The sequence below is a fragment of the Novosphingobium marinum genome, assembly GCF_013408095.1.
Classification (GTDB): domain Bacteria; phylum Pseudomonadota; class Alphaproteobacteria; order Sphingomonadales; family Sphingomonadaceae; genus Novosphingobium; species Novosphingobium marinum.
Genome location: NZ_JACBZF010000003.1, coordinates 1 through 20413, shown reverse-complemented (window position 1 = coordinate 20413; position 20413 = coordinate 1). Strand labels below are relative to the sequence as shown.

The following is a 20413-nucleotide window of genomic DNA, read 5'->3' as shown; positions in this document are numbered from 1 at the left end:
ACTCAGCGCAGGTCTGGCGGCGTCGCCTCGGTCTGCAGCATGGCGATGGCATCGTCGAGCGAGACAACCTGCTGCCGCTGCTCGCCGAGCGTGCGGATGGCGACGGTGCCTTCCTCCGCTTCGCGCTTGCCGACGACCAGCAGGTGCGGGACTTTCGCCAGGCTGTGCTCGCGCACCTTGTAGTTGATCTTCTCGTTGCGCAGGTCGGTCTCGACGCGGATACCCGCCGCCTTCAGCTTTGCTTCGGCCTCGCGGGCGTATCCGTCGGCATCGGAAACGATCGTCGCCACCACCGCCTGAACCGGAGCCAGCCAGACCGGCAGCTTGCCGGCGAAATGCTCGATCAGGATGCCGATGAAGCGCTCGTACGACCCGAAGATCGCGCGGTGCAGCATGACCGGGCGGTGGCGTTCGCCGTCCTCGCCGATGTAGCTGGCATCGAGCCGCTCGGGCAGCACGCGGTCGCCCTGAATCGTACCGACCTGCCAGGTACGGCCGATCGCATCGGTCAGGTGCCATTCGAGCTTGGGGGCATAGAAGGCTCCTTCGCCCGGAAGTTCTTCCCAGCCGTATTCCTCGTTCTGCATGCCCGCTTCGGCGACGGCATCGCGCAATTCCTGCTCGGCCTTGTCCCAGTCGGCTTCCGATCCGAAGCGCCGTTCGGGGCGCAGGGCGAGTTTCACTTCGTAGCTGAAACCGAAATCGCGATAGACACTGTCGGCCAGCTTGCAGAATGCGCGCACTTCGTCGACGACCTGTGCTTCGGTGCAGAAGATGTGCGCATCGTCCTGAGTGAACTGGCGAACGCGCATCAACCCGTGGAGCGCGCCGTGCGGCTCGTTGCGGTGGCAGCAGCCCATTTCGCCCAGCCGGATCGGCAGTTCGCGGTAGGACGTGATGCCCTGCTTGAAGACGAGAACATGCGCGGGGCAGTTCATCGGCTTGATCGCCATCCAGTCGGCATCGGGTGCGACCCTGGGCGAGGCGGCGGTGTCCTCCGCTTCGACTTCCGGCACGATGTCTGGCACCGCGAACATGTTCTCGGCGTACTTACCCCAGTGGCCGGACTGCTCCCACTGGCGCACGTCCATCAGCTGCGGGGTCTTGATCTCGCGATATCCGGCGCCGTCCATCTTGCGGCGCATGTAGGCTTCGAGCTCACGCCAGATGCGATAGCCGTTGGGATGCCAGAAGACCGAGCCGTGCGCTTCTTCCTGCAAGTGGAACAGGTCCATCTCGCGGCCCAGCTTGCGGTGGTCGCGCTTGGCGGCCTCCTCGAGCCGCATGAGGTGCGCGTCTAGCTGCTTCCTGTTGAGCCAGCCAGTCCCGTAAATCCGCGTCAGCTGCGCGTTCTTCTGGTCGCCGCGCCAGTATGCTCCGGCGACGCGCATGAGCTTGAAGGCCCGGGGATCGAGCTTTCCGGTGCTTGGCAGGTGCGGGCCGCGGCACATGTCGAGCCAGTCGCTGCCCGACCAGTAGACGGTAAGTTCCTCGCCCTCGGGCAATTCGCGGGCCCATTCGGCCTTGAACGTCTCGCCCTCGGCATCCCACTTGTCGATCAACCGGCGGCGGGTCCACACCTCGCGCCTCAGCGGTTTGTCCGCAGCGATGATCTCGCGCATCTTCTCCTCGATGGCGGGCAGGTCGTCCATCGAGAACGGGTCGCGCGTATCGGGCGCCTTCACGTCGTAGTAGAACCCGTCATCGGTTGCCGGGCCGAAGGTGATCTGGGTACCCGGCCAGAGCGCCTGCACCGCTTCTGCGAGGACATGCGCGTAATCGTGCCGCACCAGTTCGAGCGCCTCGTCCTCGTCGCGTGCCGTGATGAGTGCCAGTTCGCTGTCGGCGTCGAACGGGCGGTCGAGATCGCGCACCTCGCCGTTGACCCTGGCGGCAAGCGCGGCCTTGGCGAGGCCCGGACCGATCGCGGCGGCGACATCGCCGGGCGTAGAGCCCGCCGGCATCTCGCGCATGGAACCGTCGGGCAGGCTGATCTTGAGGACTTCGGTCATGGATTCTCTTCGACTTCGATGGAGTTGGCCTTTGGCAGAAAGCGCCGCTTGCCGAAAGGGGCCGATTCTTACGCGGATGAATGCGGAAAACGGGGACAGGCGACATGCAAACACGACAAAATGTAAAACACGCTTGACTTCACGATGCTGGTAAGACAAGGTCACTTTACATCATAGCAAGGGAGCTTGACCATGTCGATTTTCTGCCGCCCCGCCGCTGCCGCCCTCGTGTGGGCCGCGGTAATCCTTCTCATCGCGCTCGGCTCACAGTCCGGCCTGGTGACGCGCGACGCCGCGCAACTGCTGGTCATCACCACCCCCGCGATTGCGGTCGTGGCAATGAACCGCGGAAACGTTTCCTGCGTCCAGACGCGGCGGATGGCATGAACGCGCCCAGACCAAGGAGCGCCTGGAAGCGCTTTTGCCGCATCAGCCCGGACTGGGTGTTCGGTGCAATGCTTGTCCTCGTGCCACTCGTGATCGCAAGGGATTGGCTTTGGCCGGCTAGCGACGGCGACGGCAGCGATCCCCGAACCCTGGCCCTGCTGTTCGCCATCACGCTTGGCTGCGGGATCGTGGCGGCCATCGCGTCGCGCTTCGACCGCCGGATGATCGAGGATTTCCACTACCGGCTCATGGCCAACGGCGCGATCGTGGGTATCGTGGCGATGATGACGGTGGTCATCGTCTTCGACGTCTTGGTCGGAGACGTGGATGCGCTGACCGGCAAGGACATCATCCTCGTCCTGACGACCGGCTGGGCCATCGGATATTTCTATCACCGCTTGCGGGGGCTCGACGCGTGAACAACCGACTTCGCGTGCTGCGCGCCGAACGCGCGTGGAGCCAGCAGGAACTGGCCGACCGGCTCGACGTCTCGCGACAGAGCGTCAATGCCATCGAGACCGGCAAGTACGATCCGTCGCTACCGCTTGCCTTCCGGATAGCCGATGTCTTCGGCCTTGCAATCGAGGAGATTTTCCTGCGCGACTGACGGCGCGCGAGATCGGCTCGAATGCCCGATACAGCGGCATCCGCCCTTGCCCGGACCGCGACGAGCGCCCACGTTGGCCGGCAATGACAGAACTTGCCTTTCACGAAATGCCCGACGGGCGCCGCATCGCCTACCGCCTGCTGACCGGAGTGGGGCCCGCCATCGTCTTCCTGCCGGGCTACAAGTCCGACATGGCAGGGGGCAAGGCGACCGCGCTCTTCGAATGGGCACAAGACAAGGGCCGCGCCTGCCTGCTTCTCGATTACTCGGGCTGCGGCCAGAGCGGCGGGGACTTCGCGGACGGCACGCTTTCGCGCTGGCGCGACGAAGTCCTCGCGCTGGTCGAGGCGCATTGCGACGGGCCGGTGATCCTAGCAGGCTCGTCGATGGGTGGCTGGCTGATGCTGCTCGCGGCACTCGCACTCCCGCCCGGCAAGGTTGCAGGCATGATCGGCATCGCTGCGGCGCCCGATTTCACCGAGTGGGGCTTCGACCGCGCGCAAGCCGCGCTGCTCAAGCGCGGAAAGGCGATACACGAGGAAAATCCCTACGGGCCGGAGCCGACGCCCACGTATCCGGGGTTCTGGGCGGACGGCCAGGAGCAGCTCCTGCTCGGGCAGGAAATCGCCCTCGATTGCCCGGTCCGCCTGCTGCACGGCCAGGCCGACGCCGACGTGCCATGGGAAGTCTCGCTCAAGCTGGCGGCGGCGCTGCATTCATCGAACGTGCAGGCCACTTTCATCAAGGACGGCGACCACCGCCTTTCGCGCGATCAGGACATCGCGCTTCTCTTGCGCACCGTCGAAACACTGGTGGCCGAGGCGGCCTGACGTGGAGCCCTCCCGATGTCTGTTTTCCTTGCACTTCTCCTTCTCGCCCAGGTCGGCCCGGTGACCGCGCCGGGCATGGACGATCCGACGCAGCTTCCGCCCGAGATCGTCGAGCGCAAGGAGCGGGAGGCGGCCGCTCCCGTCGTCGACCAGCCGGAGGAAAGCCGGGCAGTGAAGCTCGACATATCGCCCGATCTTGCACAGTGCCTCGTCGAAGCGAACGAGGATCCGCTCGCTGCCGCCGAAGCCTCGCGCGAATGGTTCGACGCCTCGCAGGGGCGAGAACGTGCCGAGGCCGGGCATTGCCTCGGCGTCGCACTGAGCAGGCTCGAGCGATGGGAGCCGGCCTACGTCGCCTTCGTCGCGTCGCGCGACAACTCAGCGCCGGAGGACCTTGCGGCGAGGGCGCGTCGCGGATCGATGGCGGGCAACGCCGCGCTGGCATCGGGTGACGCGCGCGCCGCCCTCGACGCGCTGGAACTTGCCGAGACCGACGCGAGAAACTCCGAACAACCAGACTTCGCCGGCGAAATCGCGCTCGACAAGGCACAGGCGCTCGTCGCGCTCGGCCGCGAAGAGGAGGCGGCGCGTTCGCTTGCCGTAGCGCGAGCCGCCCTGCCGGAAAGCGCGCAGGCCTGGCTGCTTTCCGCAACGCTTTCGCGGCGGATGGGAGACCTGGCGTCGGCGCAGACGCAGATAGAACGGGCCGCCGAGCTGATGCCGATCGCTCCCGACATCGGGCTCGAAGCCGGGGTGATCGCCGTGCTTTCCGGACGCGACGAGGCAGCGCGAAAGAGCTGGCAATCCGTTATCGATGCCGCGCCCGAAAGCGATGCGGCCCGCGTTGCGCGCGGTTACATCGAACAGCTGGAGGCTTCATGATCCCCGTCACGCTCCTCGATCTCATCCCCATCCGCGAAGGCGGCACACCCGCCGAAGCCTACCTTGAGGCAGCCCGGCTTGCGCACGCGGCCGAGGAAGCGGGCTATCACCGCTACTGGGTGGCGGAGCATCACGGGATGGAGGGGATCGGCGGAGCGGCGACGTCGGTGGTGCTTGCGCATGTCGGTCATGCGACAAGTTCCATCCGCATCGGCGCAGGCGGCATCATGTTGCCGAACCACAATCCGTTCGTGATAGCCGAACAGTTCGGCACGCTCGAGGCGCTCTTTCCCGGTCGTATCGATCTCGGCCTCGGCAGGGCACCCGGCGCCGATGGCCGGATCGCCCAGGCATTGCGCAAGGACCTGATGCGTGCGGCGGAAAGCTTTCCCGACGACGTGGTCGAACTGATGGCGCGGTTTTCCGGCGATCCCCGGCTGCCGCTCGCGACGACGCCCGGTCACGGCGCCAACGTGGAGATGTGGATTCTCGGGTCGAGCCTCTTCGGCGCGCAGCTTGCCGCGCATCTCGGCCTTCCGTACGCCTTCGCCTCGCATTTTGCGCCGACGCACCTCGACGATGCGTTGCGCGTCTATCGCGAGCGCTTCCAGCCGTCGGACCGGCTTGACAGGCCTCACGTCGCCGCGGCGATGACGGTCATCGCTGCCGACAGCGACGAGGAGGCGAACTATCTCGCAAGCTCGCTCGAGCAGCAGTTCGTTTCATTGCGTCACGGCACGCCCGGCAAACTGCAGCCCCCGGTCCGGGGCTATCGCGAGAGCCTGTCGCCGCACGATGCCGCGACCTTGCGCTTCATCCGCACCGCCAGCGCCATCGGTTCGCCCGCTTCCATCCGCGAGAGCGTTCGCGCCTTCATGGAGCGCACCGGAGCCGACGAACTGGTATTCGCAGGATCGATCCACGATCCCGAAGCGCGCATCCGCTCTGCCCGGCTGGCGATGGAGGCAGTCTCCGAACTGGAACCCGTCGGCGAGCCGGGCTAGGGCAACAAGACCGCGACACGTGCATTAGGCACACAATGCCGTGTCGCAACGCCGGGAGAGGGACATGACGACGCTTCAGGCCGAGCCGGAAGCCACTGGCCTTGCCGCGAGGATCGCGGAAAGCCTTCGCGAATCGTTGCTGCCGGGAGAGCCCGGCTTCGACAGGATGGAGCTGGACGAAGCGGCCCGCTTCCTGGTCGATGCCGCCAGCAGGCGGCGGCGCGGCGAACCTTCGATCGCAATCGAATCGGTCACCGGCCCGATCGGGAAGCGCCTCACCCGCATCGCCGTCGTCAACGACGACATGCCCTTTATCGTCGATTCGCTTGCCGCCGCGCTCGACGCGCAGGGGATCAAGATCGACCGCATGGTCCATCCCATGGTCAGGGCCGAGCGCGATTCGGATGGCTGGCTGCGGTCGCTGCCGCCGCGCGGATCAGATCAGGGCCAGCGCGAATCGCTCGTCTACATCGAAGCCAATCGCGTCGATGCCCGTTCCCGGGTGAAACTGCGCGCCGGGATCGAGGCGACCCTCGCCGACGTGCGCGGCGCGGTGACCGACTGGCCCGAAATGCAAAAGGCGATGATCGCCGATGCCGAGAAGCTGGAAGCCGCCGGCGGCGGCGATGCCGAAGGCGGTGCGCTCCTGCGCTGGCTCAACGACGGCATGCTCACCCAGCTCGGACGGGTGGAGCGGCACCGCGACGGTAGCCAGACCGGCGCACTGGGGATCTGCCGGGAAGGCGCGACCGAGCTTCTTGCCGACCGCAGTTTCGAGCGGGCGTTCGAATGGTTCGACGAGGGCAAGGGGTTTGCGCCACTCACCGTCAAGGCCAACCGCCTCAGCCGCGTCCATCGCCGGGTCCCGCTCGACCTGTTCATCGTGCCCGTCGTCGAGCATGGCAGGACCGTCAGCCTCTCGGTGCACGCCGGAATCTGGACGAGCGCCGCGCTCGCCGCCCCGCCGGTCGAAGTGCCGCGCATGCGCACGCAGATGGCCAATATCATGGCGCGCCTCGATTTCGAGCCGTCGGGCCACACCGGCAAGGCCTTCGTCCATGTGCTGACCCGCCTCCCGCACGATGTCCTGATCGGTTTCGACGAAGCGCAGATGGAGCGCATCGCGACGACGATGGTCAGCCTGACCGACCGCCCGCGTCCGCAAGTCGCGCTGGTGAGCGCGCCGCTCAAGCGTCATCTTTTCGCCTTCGTGTGGCTGCCGCGCGATGCCGTTTCGACCGCGTTGCGCCTGCAGATCGAGGCGATGCTGCAGAACGCGGCGGACGCCCCGGCACTCGACTGGGCACTGGAAGTCGACGGCAACCTGGCACTCTATCGAATGGTCCTCGACATTCGCGACGGTGCCGAGCCGAGCGACGAGGCGCCGCTGTCCGCCCAGCTGGAAGCGATGGTTCGTGGCTGGCCCGAAGCGGTGGAGCGCGAACTTGCCCGGAGCGAAACGCCGACGCGCGCGGCGGCGATCGCAGCGCGCTATGCCGAGGCGTTTCCGCTCAACTACCGCACGGTCTACGGCCCCGCCGAGGCCGCAGCCGACATCGAGCGCCTCCGCAGGCTTCCCTCGAGCGAGGGTCCGACGTCCTACCGTAATGCGCGCCTGCATTGCCTCGATGGCTGCGCGACCGGTCGGCTTCGCCTAAAGCTCTACCAGAAGAGCGGCTCGTTGCCGCTTTCCGATGCCGTCCCGATGCTCGAGAATTTCGGCTTCCGCGTCGCGGGCGAAGTGCCGACGATGCTCGAGACCGGCGACCTCGGCGCGATCCACGATTTCCTGCTCGAATTGCCTGTAGGCCTCGACAGCGAGGCCCTGCTTTCGCGCTCTCATCCCATCGAGAACGCGCTTTCCGCCGTCCTCAACGGCGAGGCCGAAGACGATCCGTTCAACCGGCTGATAATCGCTGTGGGCCTTCAGGCGCACGAGGCCAACTGGTTGCGGGCGATCTATCGCTACCTGCGCCAGACCGGTATCACCTACGGCATCGCTACCGCGGTCGACGCGCTGCAGAATGCCCCGAAAGTGACGCGCGGCCTCATCGGCCTGTTCCGGTCCCGCCACGATCCCCACTTCGACGGCGAACGCCTAGACGCAGAAGCCCAGGCCTCGGTTGCCATCCGCGAAGGCTTGGCCGACGTCACCGCGATCAACGACGATCGCCTGCTCCGGCAGTACCGCTCGATCGTCGAGGCCACGCTGCGCACCAACGCCTTCATGCAGCCGGGCGTAACCTCGGGCGACGTCGCACTGGGCTTCAAGATCGATTCCGCGCTCGTGCCGGGTTTGCCGAAGCCGGTGCCCTGGCGAGAGATCTTCGTATATTCGCGGCGGGTGGAAGGCATCCACCTTCGCGCCGGCCCGGTCGCTCGCGGCGGCCTTCGCTGGTCCGACAGGCGCGACGATTTCCGCACCGAGATCCTCGGGCTGATGAAGGCGCAGCGCGTGAAGAACGCGGTCATCGTGCCGACGGGCGCGAAGGGCGGCTTCTATCCCAAGCTCCTGCCAGATCCCGGCCTCGACCGCGAAGCGTGGGCGGCCGAGGGCAAGGCCAGCTACAAGATCTTCATACGCTCGCTGCTGTCGCTCACCGACAACCTCGTCGGCGGCGAAGTCGTCCATCCCAGCCCGATGGTCATCCGCGACGGCGACGACCCCTATTTCGTCGTCGCGGCCGACAAGGGCACTGCCAGCTTCTCCGATACCGCCAATGCCATCGCGGACGAGCACGATTTCTGGCTCGACGACGCTTTCGCGAGCGGCGGTTCGAAGGGCTACGATCACAAGGCGATGGGCATCACGGCCCGCGGTGCCTGGGTATCGGTGCAGCGCCATTTTCTCGAGCGCGGCGTCGATGTGCAGACCGACACCGTCCGCGTGGCCGGCTGCGGCGACATGTCGGGCGATGTCTTCGGCAACGGCATGCTGCTGTCGAAGTCGATCCAGGTCGTGGCTGCTTTCGACCACCGGCACATTTTCATCGATCCCGATCCCGATCCCGCCCGAAGCTGGGACGAGCGGTCGCGGCTGTTCCAGTTGCCTCGTTCGAGCTGGGACGATTACGACAAAGCGCTGATATCGAAGGGCGGCGGGGTCTTTCCGCGCTCGATGAAGCGCATAGCGCTCTCGCCTGAAATCCGTGCTGCGCTGGGCGTGGAGTTCGAGGAAGCCGATCCCGACACGCTGATCTCGGCGATCCTGAAGGCGCCGGTCGACCTGCTCTGGTTCGGCGGCATCGGAACCTACATCAAGGCTGCGAGCGAGAACAACGTCGAGGTGGGCGATCCGGCGAACGACACGCTGCGTGTCGATGCCGAGGACGTCCGCGCCCGGGTCGTCGGCGAAGGCGCGAACCTCGGCGTCACACAGGCCGGAAGGATCGAATTCGCGATCCGGGGCGGCGCCATCAATACCGACTTCATCGACAACTCGGCCGGTGTCGACTGCTCGGACAACGAGGTGAACATCAAGATCGCGCTGGCCGACGCCAAGCGATCGGGGGCGCTGACCGAAGCGGGCCGCGTCGAACTTCTTGGCGAAATGACCGAGGAAGTCGCGCGTCTCGTGCTCGAGGACAACCGGCTGCAAGCCCTCGCCCTTTCAATCGCGGAGACGGGGCGGAGCGACACCCTGCCGTCCTTCCTGCGGCTTATAGAAACTCTCGAAGAGCAGGGCAGCCTCGACCGCAAGACCGAGGGACTGGACGATAGCGAGACGCTCGCGCGGCGCGCGACCGAAGGGGGCGGGCTAACCCGGCCGGAACTCGCCGTGCTGCTGTCGTCTGCCAAGCTTTCGCTGCAGGCCGCGATCGAGGATTCTCCGCTTCCCGACGATCCGTGCCTAGAGGAAGACCTGGTCGCTGCATTCCCGTCGGCGATGCAGGACCGCTTCGAGACGGAGATCCATCACCACCAGCTGCGCCGCGAGATCATCGCGACGAAGCTGGCGAACGAGATGATCAACCGCATGGGCCTGATCCACCCGTTCGAGCTGTTCGAGGAAGAGGGCGCTGCACCCAGCCATCTGGGCGCGGCGTTTGTTGCCGCAGAACGCCTGTTCGAAATGCCTTCGGTATGGCGCGCGATCGAAACCGCGCAGATGCCCGAGAAGGCGCGGCTGCTCCTGTTCGACCGCGCGGCTGCCGGACTGCGGCCCCATATCGCCGACCTTCTGCGTGCCGGCGCGGGGTCCATCCAGCCCTCGGAACTCATCGAGAATCTCGAAGCGGGCATCGCCGAGCTCAGGGGGATCGTCGCCAATGCTCTAAGCAGCCAGGCACGGGAACACACCGAAGTCCTTTGCGCGCAGCTCGTCGAGGCCGGTGCGCCCGAGGCCGAGGCGAAGCTGGTCTGCGAGCTCTACGACCTCGACGGCGCGGTCGGCCTTTCGGGGCTGTCCAGCGAATGCGGAATGCCTGCCACGGTCCTTGCCGAGGCCTTCGTCGAGGTGGGCCATCGGCTGAGCCTCGACTGGACGCAGGGAATGGCGATGCGCATGGCACCGACTGACCCGTGGGAGCGCCTCCTGGTCGGCGGGCTGGCGCGCGATTTCCAGCAGATGCGCCTCGATTTCCTGCGCCGGATCGCGGGCTGCGACGGGCAGCCGGTAGACGAGGTTGTCGCATGGGCCGAGGCGCAGGCACCGGCGGTTGAGCAGTTCCGTGCCATGGTGGACCGGGCGCGCGGGGCAGTGGCGGTTACGCCCGCGATGCTTGCCCAGCTCGCAAGCCAGGCCAGAAGCCTGCTCGCGCGATAGCAAAAAATGCGCTCGATCAAGGCGGCGGGCAGGTCAGGCGAGCACAGGGGCAATTGACCGGGAGCCGATTATTTCCGAACGGGGGAAAATGGAAAACAAAGCAGACGTCGTCATCGTGGGAGCGGGACATGGCGGGGCGCAATGCGCCATCGCCCTTCGACAGAACGGATTCGAGGGTTCGGTCGTAGTCGTCGGACGAGAGCCGGAATATCCTTACGAGCGCCCGCCCCTTTCCAAGGAATACTTCTCGCGCGAGAAGGCCTTCGACAGGCTCTACATCCGCCCTCCGACCTTCTGGGCTGACAAGGAAATCGACTTCAGGCTGTCGGTCGAAGTGACAGCGGTCGATCCCCAGGCAAAGGACCTGACGCTGTCCGACGGCACGACGCTGGGCTACGGCTCGCTTGTCTGGGCGACGGGCGGGGATGCTCGCCGCCTATCGTGCAACGGCGCTGACCTGGCAGGTGTCCACACCGTCCGCACCCGCGACGACTGCGATCGCCTCATGGCCGAAATCGACGACGGGACACGCAATATCGTCGTCATCGGCGGCGGGTACATTGGGCTTGAGGCTGCGGCTGTCCTGACCAAGCTCGACTGCAAGGTGACGCTGCTCGAGGCATTGCCGCGCATCCTCGCTCGCGTGGCCGGGCCGGAACTTTCCGACTTCTACGAAAAGGAGCACCGCGACCACGGGGTGGACTTGCGCACCGACGTGAAAGTCGACTGCCTCGAAGGCGACGGCAAGAAGGTGACCGGCGTGAAGCTCGACGACGGTACCGTCATTCCCGCCGAGGCAGTGATCGTCGGCATCGGCATCGTGCCCGCGGTTGGCCCGCTGATGCTGGCAGGGGCCGCAGGAGCCAATGGCGTCGACGTGGACGAATATTGCCGCACCTCTCTGCCCGACGTCTACGCGATCGGGGACTGCGCGGCGTTCGGTTGCGATTACGCCGGCGGCCAGGTCATGCGAGTCGAATCGGTCCAGAATGCCAACGACATGGCGACCTGCGTTGCCAAGGCGATCTGCGGCGATCCGCAGCCCTACCATGCTTTCCCGTGGTTCTGGTCCAACCAGTTCGACCTCAAGCTGCAGACGGCAGGCATTTCGGCAGGCTACGACAAGACCGTGGTGCGCGGCGATCCGGACGAGCGTTCGTTCTCGGTCGTCTACCTGCGCGAGGGCAAGGTCATCGCGCTCGATTGCGTCAATTCGGTCAAGGACTACGTGCAGGGGCGCAAGCTCGTGGATGCCGGCATCCAGCCCGACCTCGACGAGCTGGCCGATGCCGACAAGCCGCTGAAGGAACTGCTCTAGGCAAGCGGCCTCAGCTTCGCAGCCGCCCACCCGGCGGCTTCGGCGACCACCGGATCGGAATCGTCGAGCAGCGCCTCCACGTTCGGAAGCAGAGCCTGATCGGCGCTGTTGCCGGCGGCGATCAGGCAATTGCGCACGAAGCGGTCGCGTCCGATCCGTTTGATCGGCGAACCGGAGAACAGCGCGCGAAAGCCCGCATCGTCGAGCGCCAGCAAGTCAGCGAGAGCCGGTGCGGCAAGTTCCGCGCGCGGCAGGAAGGCGCGATGCCGGTGTGCGGTCTGCGCGAACTTGTTCCACGGGCATACCGCAAGGCAGTCATCGCAGCCGTAGATGCGATTGCCGATCCCCTCGCGAAACTCGTGGGGTATCGGACCCTTGTGCTCGATCGTGAGGTAGCTGATGCAGCGCCGCGCATCGAGGCGATAGGGCTGCGGAAAGGCATCGGTCGGGCATGCATCCTGGCAGGCCCGGCACGATCCGCACAGGTCTCGCCCCTCCCGGTCCGGTTCGAATGCCAGCGTGGTGTAGATTTCTCCGAGGAACAACCAGGACCCGTGCTCGCGGCTGACGAGGTTGGTGTGCTTGCCTTGCCAGCCGAGGCCGGCCGCCTGCGCCAGCGGCTTTTCCATCACGGGAGCCGTATCGGTGAAGACCTTCACGCCGACATCGGGGATACCCCGCTTCGCCGCCTCTGCCACAAGCCAGCGGGCAACCCCCTTGAGCGCCTTTTTGACCGTATCGTGATAATCGCGGCCCTGCGCGTAGACCGAAATGCGCGCCTTGTCGGGGTGGTTCTCCAGCGCCATGGGGTCGTTCGCGGGAGCGTAGCTCATGCCGAGCGCGATCACGCTGCGTGCTTCGGGCCACAGCCCCTGCGGCGAGCGGCGATGATGCGCGCGTTCGGCCATCCAGCTCATCGAGCCATGCATCCCCTCGTCCAGCCAGCTATCCAGCCGCCCGGCGGCCTGCGCATCCTCCCGCGCGGAGGCGACGCCGAACGCCGCGAAACCGAGCCGCCGGGCTTCCGTTTCCAGATCGTCGCGAAACGAAGATATGACCGCCTCGTTAACCAAACTTGCTGTCGCTCCCGTTCACATGCCAAGGTTAATGGCCGATTGCATGAAACTCGACCTAGGAGATTGGCAGGTGGCCGGCAACGCGGGCCTTGGTGACCGCAAGTCGCTTGCCATCGAGGCGCGCGGCCTGGTCAAGCGGTTCGACGGTTTCACCGCTGTCGACGGCATTGACATCAGCGTTCCCGAAGGCGCGATTTACGGCATTCTCGGTCCGAACGGCGCGGGCAAGACGACGACGCTGCGCATGCTGCTGGGCATCATCGATCCGGACGAAGGCTATCGCAAGGTACTTGGTGCCGAACGTCCGCACGAGATGGCGAGCGCCATCGGCTACCTTCCGGAAGAGCGCGGTCTCTACCCGGCCATGAAATCCTATGAAGCGATCGCCTTCGTCGGCGCGCTGCGCGGCCTGCCGCTTGCCGAAGGACGCAGGCGCGGGCGCGAACTGCTTGAGGAGCACGGCCTCGGCTATGCTGCCGATCGCCAGATTCGCCAGCTTTCGAAGGGCATGGCGCAGCAGGTGCAAATTCTCGGCACGATCGTTCACGAACCGAGGCTGGTCGTATTCGACGAGCCATTCTCGGGCCTCGATGCGCTCAACCAGGGTCGGCTCGAACGCATGATGCGCGGGCTGGCCGACCGCGGTGCGACGGTCATCTTCTCGACCCACGTCATCGCCCATGCCGAGCGCCTTTGCGACGAGGTCGCGATCATCGCGGGCGGCAAGGTCCCCTTCGCCGGCCCGGTCGACGTAGCGCGGGACCGCATCCGTCCGCAGGTTCGCCTCGAAACTCGCGCCATGGAGGGGGCGTGGCGCGCAGCGCTTCCCGCCGACGCACGCGTCGAATCCAAGCCCGGTGCGGGCACTTTCTTTTACTTTTCGCTCCCCGAAACGGGTGTCGAGCCGCTGTTGCGGGCACTGATCGAGGGCGAAGCAGGCATTCTGTCGCTGTCGATCGAGCGTGCGGGGCTCCATGATGCCTTCGTGGCCATTGCCGGCGAAGCGGCGGCAAAGGCGCTCGAAGAGGCAACGAACGTGGAGCAGCGCGCATGACCGGTCGCCTTTCTACGCTCAGCGCGGCCTTCGTGGTCGCCCGGCGCGATTTTACCGCGATCCTGATGAGCCGCAGCTTCTTCCTCTTCCTTCTGGGGCCGCTTTTCCCGATCCTGGTGGGGGCGATGGCCGGAGGCGTCGGCCAGCGTGTCCAGCAGACGACCGAGCGTCCCGAACTGGGCATTGCGATGGAAGCGAAGGACGTCCTGGCCATGAAAGGTGCCCATGCCGCGCTGGCGGGGCGAATGGCGGGGGCCGCGCCCGATCTCGTCGTGCTTCGCGAACTCGAACCCGACGAGGAGTTCGATGCCTACGAAGCGCTCGCCGGACGCCAGCGCAATATCGCGGCTGTCCTGACCGGGTCTCCCTCCGAGCCGCAGCTGACCGGATCGGCGGACCAGATTGAGCGATGGAGAGGCCCGGTGTCGATGCTGGCGGCGCAGGCGATGGGCCGTGAGCCGGAAAGCTATCCCGACGTGGCGCTCGCCGCGACCGCGACCAGCAATGCGCAGGAGCGGCGCGGGCAGCTGCTTACCGCGCAGGCCTCTCAGACACTCCTGTTCCTGCTTACGATGCTGTTGGCTGGAATGGTCTTGTCCAACCTCGTCGAGGAAAAGGCCAACAAGATCATCGAGGTGCTGGCCGCCGCAATACCGATGGACGCGGTATTCTTCGGCAAGCTGTTCGCCATGCTCGGCATCTCGATTGTCGGTGTCGGCGTCTGGGCCGTCGCCGGCGGCGCGATGGGACTTGTGGCGGGGCAGGCCTTGCCGGACCTGCCGGACCCTGCGGTCGGCTGGCCGCTCTTCCTGGCGATGGGCGTCGTCTACTTCGCGATGGCGTACCTACTCCTCGGGTCGGTCTTCCTTGCCGTGGGATCCATGGCGACCACCGTGCGCGAGGTGCAGACGCTGTCGATGCCGGTCACGATGATGCAGCTCGTCGTGTTCTTCCTGGCCAGCTACGCGATGACGCAGCCCGGCAGCGCGGTGGAACTGACCGCCGCGATCGTGCCGTTCAGCTCGCCCTTCGCGATGCTGGCGCGGGGCGCGCAGGACCCGGCGCTATGGCCGCACGGACTCGCCTTTGCGTGGCAGGCGCTGTGCGTGATCGTCTTTGTCCGCTTTGGTGCCCGGCTGTTCCGCAAGCGCGTCATGAAGTCCGGACCGACCGGCGCTAAGCGACCTCGCCGCGGCCTGATCGCAAGATTGCGACCCGCCCGCGCCCATTGAAATCGGCGGTTCAGGTCCGATCGCGTAGCCTGCGGGATATATGCCACACAGGATTGCCGACACGATGAGCCCTGCAGCCTTGCCCCGCCGACGATTCCTCACTCTGCTCGGCATGGGCGCAGCCCTGCCGGTGGTGGCTGCATGCGGTAGCGGCGATGCCGAGGCCAGGAGCTTTCCGGTCAGGTATTCCGAAGCCGAGTGGAAAAAGCGCCTGAGCGCCGAGGAGTTTCGCATCCTGCGGCAGGCGGGCACCGAGCGCCCCTACTCCTCGTCCCTCAATTCCGAAAAGCGCAAGGGTACCTACGTTTGCGCGGCCGACAGTAACGAACTCTTTTCGTCTACCACGAAGTTCGAAAGCGGCACAGGGTGGCCCAGCTTCTACAGGCCGCTGCCGGGCGCCATCGGCACGTCAATCGACTACAAGATCGGTTACCCGCGTACCGAAGTGCATTGCGCGCGCTGTGGTGGCCACCTCGGGCATGTGTTCGACGACGGGCCGGAGCCGACCGGCAAGCGCTATTGCATGAACGGCGCTGCGATGGACTTCCGGCCCGCCTGATTCAGGCGCAGCGCCTGGCGGCGCTATCCTTCGGCGAGGGCCTGGCCCTCTTTTTCGGTGGGTTGAGCTGCAGGTCGGCCGCGCGCCGGGCAAGATCCTCCATTCCGAGGATCTGCCGGAAAACAAGGCCGTATGCCGGCGCATTTCGCCAGCAGACCACAGCGTCGACCTGCGGCATGCCTTCCGCTTCAAGGACGATCCGCTGTCCTATCGCCAGCGGCTGCGAGGTTTCAATACGCGCGCCCTGGCGTGAAACGTCAAGCACCGTCGCTTCGAAGGCTTCGCCCCCCGCCGAAATCCGGGCGGCCAGCGTCAGCCGCAGTCGTACCGCCCGCTTGGGATAGGGACTTGCCTCCTCGATAAAGCGGTGGACGTCGATCGGATCGGCGAAGCGAAGACCGGCCTGGCCCTCCCGCTCCCAGATCGGCTCGACCGCGAATTCCTCGCCGCTTGCAAGCTCGACCGTGTAGGTTTCATCGGGCGGAAGCGGGTGGAACAGACGCAGGCGGAGTCCCGACCCCGAGACATCGCGCACGATGCAAAGGAATTCGCCCTTCCGGCATTTGATCTTGGCGCTGCGGATGAGCAGTGTGAAGCGCGGCAGCTCGCGCTTTTCCTCTTCGGCAGGCCATTTGCCCGCCGCTGGTGCGACCTCGTTTTCGGGCAGTTTCATCCCGGTAATTACCCCCTAATATCCGGCGCCATCCCGAGCGCGCGGCTTTGGAATCAAAATGTTCAGGCGGGTACCGAGATTTGGGTACGCGACACACCATTACCGGCTGGTAAACGCGAGCCTACGAAATGACACCGGGCGACAGTAAGGGAACATGGCCAATCCGGGCAAGCTGGTGCGGACGGCGGGACTCGAACCCGCACGAGCAAGGCTCAAGGGATTTTAAGTCCCCTGCGTCTACCATTCCGCCACGTCCGCGACCGGAACCGGGAAGCTTGCGATCTGGCAGATAGTTTCGGGGCGGGCAACTACGGATGGAGAGCGCGAAGCGGCGGAGCGGTTTTCCCGACCCGGTGGGGGTGGGGCAATTCGGTCTGTTTGCCCCACCCTTGGGAAGCGTATCTGGCGCAGGGAAGGCGGTCATCTTCCGCGCGGCCTCCGAGAGCGTTCTGTCCTCCACGTGAGCGTAGCGTAGCGTCGTCTGGATAGTCCTATGGCCCATGAGCTGCTGAAGGACCCTAAGGCTCACTCCGGCTCTCACGGCTCGCGTGGCGTAGGTGTGGCGACAAGCATGAAAGACGAATGTCTTGTCCTGCATCAGCCCCATAGCCTTCCGCGCCTTGTCCCACTCGTTCCTGAGCTGCCAGTAGTCAGGCATGGTCCCGGTGGTCACGAGGGAGGCCAAGAGGTCGTACAGCCCCTCAGTGATCGGAACGGACCTTGTGCGTCCGCTCTTGGTCCCTGTGCCCCACAGGTGGACCCAGCGAGGCTCTAGCTGGTCGGGGGTGAGCGAGAGAAGCTCAGAGGCTCTAAGCCCTGTCCTGATGGCCACATAGACCACGGCGTCGAAGGGAGACGGTAGAAGCTCCATGAGAGAGGCTTCCTCGTCATAGCTAAGCCACCTGATGCGGTTCTCGTCCTCGTCTCTCCACTCCATGCTGGGGAGGTCGGCCTTGCGGATACCACGGCGCTTGCAGAACCGAAGGAAGGTCGAGACGCATGACAGGTAACGATTGAGGGTAGCGTCGGAGCACCCTTCGTTTCGCAAGGTCACAGTGAGACGATCCACAGCGTTCACATCGAAGCCGTCGATAGGCAGCGTCTCTCCGACGATAGAGGCGATGCGTTCCAGCTTTCGGTAGCTTCTGGCCTCAGTGGCCTGTCCGGCCCACAGGATGCCTCTGGCCCTATCGAGGGCATGGCCTACGGTGATGGCCTCAGGGTTTATTCTAGGGGCCTCAGGGTGGGCCGTAGGAGGCGGCAGGGTGCAGTCCTGAAGCTCGCCCAACAGCTCTGCCTCCAAGGTGCGGGCTTCTCGCATCCCATTGGCTCGCCTCCGCAGACGCTTGCCGTTCACCGTCACTTCAACGCGGAATCGTCCTGTTAGCTTGCCGTTCTTGCGGTCCGGGTAGATGGGCATTCGCCTAGACGCGCTTCTGCAGTTCTGGCTTAGCATTACTGCTAGACTGCAAGGATTGTGCAAGGCGTGCCTTAACACTTGCGGGCACCTTACGGGGGTATTCGTTGGGGAACGCTTTCGCCACTTGGGCCAGGAAGCCGACCAAAGGTGAAAGGTCGTAGGCGTTTGACGCTATGAGCCCACCACCAGACTTGCGCTTCTGCCTTTTCAGAAGGCCGATGCTTTCAAGATTACTCACTGCACGTTGCGCTTGACGGTCGGATATGCCTGATCGAACGGCAATGGTTTTCAGTGAGGGATAAGGATGCTCTCCTTTTCGCCACCATGCGCCGACCAACTGAAACAACACGTTCAACTCTGCTGGGCTCAGGCGTCTATCTTCATCGAGGAACTGATTGAGGATCAGAAGATAGTTCGGGATCTGCGCAAAACCCCTTTCCGCCACCTCTTTGCCCCATTTTTCTGATAAGTCCGACATAGCCAATCCTACATAGAGCGCGACCCAACCTTGAGCCACTGTGGCTTACAATGTATACACATCCACACACACTCATCAACATATACTCATCAAGGCATACACATCAGACATAAATACATCCCCCCTACAGGTCAGCCAAATGGGTGTCACGGAATAGGCCATGAGCGTCGGCCAAAGTGCTTGACAGGCGTAAGGCTCTAGACTTAAGGCGGGAGATGGCGAAAGCTGGCGAGGCGGCTCTCGATAGTCAGGAAGCGAACTGCGTGTTACGCGGGGGAGTTCCAATCCGGCAGGTCTTTCATTTGGACCTGCTAGCCTCGCCTTCGCCGCCCCCTCTCACGTCTCTGAGCTCCAACAACAACCACATGCTGCGAGCTTTACCGGCTTTTTGAAAGCGTCCCTTGGTGAATGGCCGGGGGAACCCAAGGGAGGCGAAAAGGGGACCCGTAGGGGACCCAAAGCCAACGCCTTGCATCGTGCCTTCCCTCGCCCGCAACGCTGCGGACCTACCAGAGAGTAGCGCGTTCCTGCCTGAGTGCCGGGACATATGGCTGGCTTCTCCCGCCTATCGTCGCCCGTTCAAGCTCCTGCATTGGCTGGGGCATTGGTCCGCCTGCAATACCCTCTTGCGCAGCCTTACAAAACCGACTAACGGACGTTATGCAGATATGTAAGGGCAGGTTCATGTGTAAGGTCGTCGCATACTTCCGGGTCTCCACCGACGGGCAAGGTCGCTCCGGTCTTGGCCTCGCAGCTCAGCGTGAAGCCGTCTCCAAGCTCTGTCAGTCTCGTGGCTGGCATATCGTCGCGGAGTTCACGGAGGTCGAAAGCGGTAAGCGCAGTGACCGTCCCCAGCTCCGGGAAGCGATGCACAGGGCGAAGGTCACAGGGGCTACGCTGGTTGTGGCCAAGCTGGACCGTCTCTCGCGTAGTGTCGCCTTCCTCTCTACCCTTCAGGATAGCGGCGGGCGCTTCATCGCTGCTGACATGCCTGAGGCTAACGAGCTGACAGTCCATATCATGGCTGCGGTCGCACAGGCTGAGCGCAAGGCTATCTCGCGTCGTACCGTGGAGGCCCTTGCCGCTGCGAAAGCGAGAGGCACGAAGCTGGGCAACCCCAACGGAGCCGCTGCGTTGCGAAGGGCCGCCAAGGGCAACGTCGCTGCCGTGGAGACCGTGAAGGCCAACGCTGACGAGCGGGCGTCTGACTTGGCTCCTGTGGTCGCTGACATTCGGGCAGGGGGTGCAACCTCGCTGCCTGCGATCGCGCGGGAGCTGAACGAGCGGGGCATCGTCACGCCTAGGGGCGGCAAGTGGTACCCTTCGTCTGTGAGGAACCTGCTGGCTCGGATGGCTGCCTAGGCATACTATCGTGGACAGTCGGCCTCTGTGTTAAGTCTCTGATTTACAACTATAAAAGTGCGCCTTCATGTCGTTTCTGCATTGGCGAAACGCGGGCGTTGGTCTACGCCTGCGTGCGTCGTCCTCAGGTGGAGGGCGCGTCACGACACACGCACGAAGGGGGTAATGCATGGAACTTATGGCTATTCTGGACGACAGCGAAGGCGGGCATGAGGCGATAGAGTGCGTAGATATGGGCTGCGGTAGCGCGGTTCTAACGCAAACTGAGGGCGAGTACGCGGGTGACAGGATCGTTATGAGCTGGGGTCAGCTTTTGGGAGCCGTGGAGGCGCTACGCCCGGTTTACGGAGACATAACGAAAAACACAGAGCCAGCAGATATGGCACTGGCCTGAAGGAGGGGCCAAGGGCGAGGGGGCACCGGAATGAAAAAAACCTTACCGGTTAACCCCCCGCCCGCCCCCGGTATACTATAGGCTCAAGGATAGGGCTGAAGGTGAGACAGAGAGGGAATAGCAGAGAGATACACACTCTAGACCTCCTTAAGGCTGACCAAGGGCCTAGTCCTCTGTCTTCACCACAGGAGCTATCCCCAGCCTGGGCCTGTCAGTAATTTTGTGCGCGAGGCCGGTTTCGTTCATCAGACCGTGAACCTGTCGCCGAAGATGATGGCGAACTGGGTTTTGGCCTCGAACCACTCGCGCGGCGGCCGTTTCCATTCTTCGGCCGCGTGATTGAGAACGAGGTATAGCAGT

General features: G+C 64.7%; 16 protein-coding genes, 1 tRNA gene and 1 pseudogene. 12 read left to right on the top strand and 6 right to left on the bottom strand.

The genetic code is table 11. From position 1 onward, the window contains the following. Positions 1-2 precede the first annotated feature (2 nt). Positions 3-2012 (bottom strand): threonine--tRNA ligase, encoded by a 2010-nt coding sequence (gene thrS, locus FHS75_RS09315; protein WP_179407470.1) that lies wholly within the window; start codon positions 2010-2012, stop codon positions 3-5. Positions 2013-2204: 192 nt separating this feature from the next. Between thrS and FHS75_RS09310 the strand changes: the two genes are divergently transcribed. The 8 genes from FHS75_RS09310 (at position 2205) to FHS75_RS09275 (ending at position 11805) form a co-directional block, all read left to right on the top strand. Next, complete coding sequence (locus FHS75_RS09310; RefSeq protein WP_179407469.1) at positions 2205-2399, top strand: hypothetical protein; 195 nt, start codon at positions 2205-2207, stop codon at positions 2397-2399. Then, a complete protein-coding gene (locus FHS75_RS09305) occupies positions 2396-2818 on the top strand; it encodes a hypothetical protein (RefSeq protein ID WP_179407468.1) in 423 nt (140 codons plus the stop codon). Before FHS75_RS09310 ends, FHS75_RS09305 begins: the two co-directional genes overlap by 4 nt. Further along, a complete protein-coding gene (locus FHS75_RS09300) occupies positions 2815-3006 on the top strand; it encodes a helix-turn-helix transcriptional regulator (protein ID WP_179407467.1) in 192 nt (63 codons plus the stop codon). The genes FHS75_RS09305 and FHS75_RS09300 overlap by 4 nt, the downstream gene beginning before the upstream one ends. An 83-nt stretch (positions 3007-3089) precedes the next feature. After that, on the top strand, positions 3090-3836 hold the full coding sequence (locus FHS75_RS09295; RefSeq protein ID WP_179407466.1) for an alpha/beta hydrolase: 747 nt from the start codon (positions 3090-3092) through the stop codon (positions 3834-3836). Positions 3837-3851: 15 nt separating this feature from the next. Continuing rightward, positions 3852-4718: a tetratricopeptide repeat protein gene (locus tag FHS75_RS09290; RefSeq protein ID WP_179407465.1), complete on the top strand. Its 867-nt coding sequence runs from the start codon at positions 3852-3854 to the stop codon at positions 4716-4718. Continuing rightward, the gene (locus FHS75_RS09285; RefSeq protein ID WP_179407464.1) at positions 4715-5722 is read left to right on the top strand and encodes an LLM class flavin-dependent oxidoreductase; all 1008 of its coding nucleotides are present in this window, start codon (positions 4715-4717) and stop codon (positions 5720-5722) included. The genes FHS75_RS09290 and FHS75_RS09285 overlap by 4 nt, the downstream gene beginning before the upstream one ends. A 64-nt stretch (positions 5723-5786) precedes the next feature. Beyond that, the gene (locus FHS75_RS09280; RefSeq protein ID WP_179407463.1) at positions 5787-10487 is read left to right on the top strand and encodes an NAD-glutamate dehydrogenase; all 4701 of its coding nucleotides are present in this window, start codon (positions 5787-5789) and stop codon (positions 10485-10487) included. Between the two features lie 88 nt (positions 10488-10575). Continuing rightward, the gene (locus tag FHS75_RS09275) at positions 10576-11805 is read left to right on the top strand and encodes an NAD(P)/FAD-dependent oxidoreductase (RefSeq protein WP_179407462.1); all 1230 of its coding nucleotides are present in this window, start codon (positions 10576-10578) and stop codon (positions 11803-11805) included. Here the strand turns inward: FHS75_RS09275 and queG are convergent. After that, positions 11802-12878 (bottom strand): tRNA epoxyqueuosine(34) reductase QueG, encoded by a 1077-nt coding sequence (gene queG, locus FHS75_RS09270; RefSeq protein WP_229735532.1) that lies wholly within the window; start codon positions 12876-12878, stop codon positions 11802-11804. The genes FHS75_RS09275 and queG overlap by 4 nt on opposite strands. A 46-nt stretch (positions 12879-12924) precedes the next feature. On the opposite strand from queG, the gene FHS75_RS09265 reads away from it, so the two are divergent. From FHS75_RS09265 to msrB, 3 genes are all read left to right on the top strand, one after another. Continuing rightward, positions 12925-13935, top strand: a complete 1011-nt coding sequence (locus FHS75_RS09265; protein WP_179407461.1) for an ABC transporter ATP-binding protein — start codon at positions 12925-12927, stop codon at positions 13933-13935. Further along, the gene (locus FHS75_RS09260) at positions 13932-15167 is read left to right on the top strand and encodes an ABC transporter permease (protein ID WP_179407460.1); all 1236 of its coding nucleotides are present in this window, start codon (positions 13932-13934) and stop codon (positions 15165-15167) included. Before FHS75_RS09265 ends, FHS75_RS09260 begins: the two co-directional genes overlap by 4 nt. A 64-nt stretch (positions 15168-15231) precedes the next feature. Then, positions 15232-15726 (top strand): peptide-methionine (R)-S-oxide reductase MsrB, encoded by a 495-nt coding sequence (msrB, locus tag FHS75_RS09255; protein WP_229735531.1) that lies wholly within the window; start codon positions 15232-15234, stop codon positions 15724-15726. A gap of 1 nt (position 15727) precedes the next feature. Here msrB and FHS75_RS09250 read toward each other — a convergent pair whose 3' ends face one another. From FHS75_RS09250 to FHS75_RS09235, 4 genes and pseudogenes are all read right to left on the bottom strand, one after another. Further along, a complete protein-coding gene (locus tag FHS75_RS09250; RefSeq protein WP_179407459.1) occupies positions 15728-16399 on the bottom strand; it encodes a PilZ domain-containing protein in 672 nt (223 codons plus the stop codon). Positions 16400-16572: 173 nt separating this feature from the next. Continuing rightward, positions 16573-16657: transfer RNA gene (locus tag FHS75_RS09245), tRNA-Leu, on the bottom strand. A 205-nt stretch (positions 16658-16862) separates the two neighbouring features. Further along, positions 16863-17336 (bottom strand): annotated as a pseudogene (locus FHS75_RS18250) (site-specific integrase); the annotation flags it as partial. 487 nt (positions 17337-17823) lie between these two features. Further along, positions 17824-18297: a helix-turn-helix domain-containing protein gene (locus FHS75_RS09235; RefSeq protein ID WP_179407458.1), complete on the bottom strand. Its 474-nt coding sequence runs from the start codon at positions 18295-18297 to the stop codon at positions 17824-17826. A gap of 684 nt (positions 18298-18981) precedes the next feature. On the opposite strand from FHS75_RS09235, the gene FHS75_RS09230 reads away from it, so the two are divergent. Continuing rightward, a complete protein-coding gene (locus FHS75_RS09230; RefSeq protein ID WP_179407457.1) occupies positions 18982-19659 on the top strand; it encodes a recombinase family protein in 678 nt (225 codons plus the stop codon). Positions 19660-20413: the final 754 nt, after the last annotated feature.